Below are 661 nucleotides of genomic sequence, written 5' to 3' on the forward strand. Positions count from 1 at the left end.
ATGCGGTCAACATGTGCGTTCTGTGTATTGCAATGCTTGTTGCTCCAAAACGTACCGCCGGCAAAGGCCTTGCAGTGATAAATCGTGTCTGCCGAAGCCGCGAATGGGAATGTCAAAATCAGAAATGCCACGAGTTTCATATCGGCAGTCTAGCCGCTGGCAAGGGGCATGAACACCCCTAATTGGTGGAGCCGGGGACATTGCGCGAGTACAGAGCCGACGCGCAATCCAGCAATAACCCGGCCATCAAAACGACTAAACGGTATTCATGGCTCCCCCACTATCTCACTAGCAAAGTGGATGTCATGGAACCAATCATCGAAGTGCCACTCACCTTTTCGATGAAACGCGACGCCTCATAACAACGCGGAAGGAGCCCCTGGATCGGTTTGGATCTTGTTAAGCCGATCGCAAAGAAGCATATTGAGCTGTATTCCGGCCTGAACAAACAGCTTGGTAGTTCGGTCGAATTCGTTCTGCAAAAAACTCTTTGCCATAACCTCTGGATACGCTACCCCATCGTGCTCAAAGCGCTGTATCAGGATCGTGTGACGCTCCGCACGCTGCCCCGTCCAATCCTCGCTGAAGGATGGCAATACAACGCTTCTGTGCTTGGCTCGATTGGCAAGTGCCGATAGATGAGCTCCCCCATCCTTAAAGG

General features: G+C 52.0%; 1 protein-coding gene. It reads right to left on the reverse strand.

The window, feature by feature from the left end; all coding sequences use genetic code 11:
• Positions 1-356: 356 nt before the first annotated feature.
• Positions 357-661 (reverse strand): hypothetical protein (locus tag AC1D1X_RS25125; protein ID WP_477699609.1); only part of this gene is annotated, 305 nt, incomplete at its 5' end.

The organism is Polaromonas sp. P1_G4, from assembly GCF_056405475.1.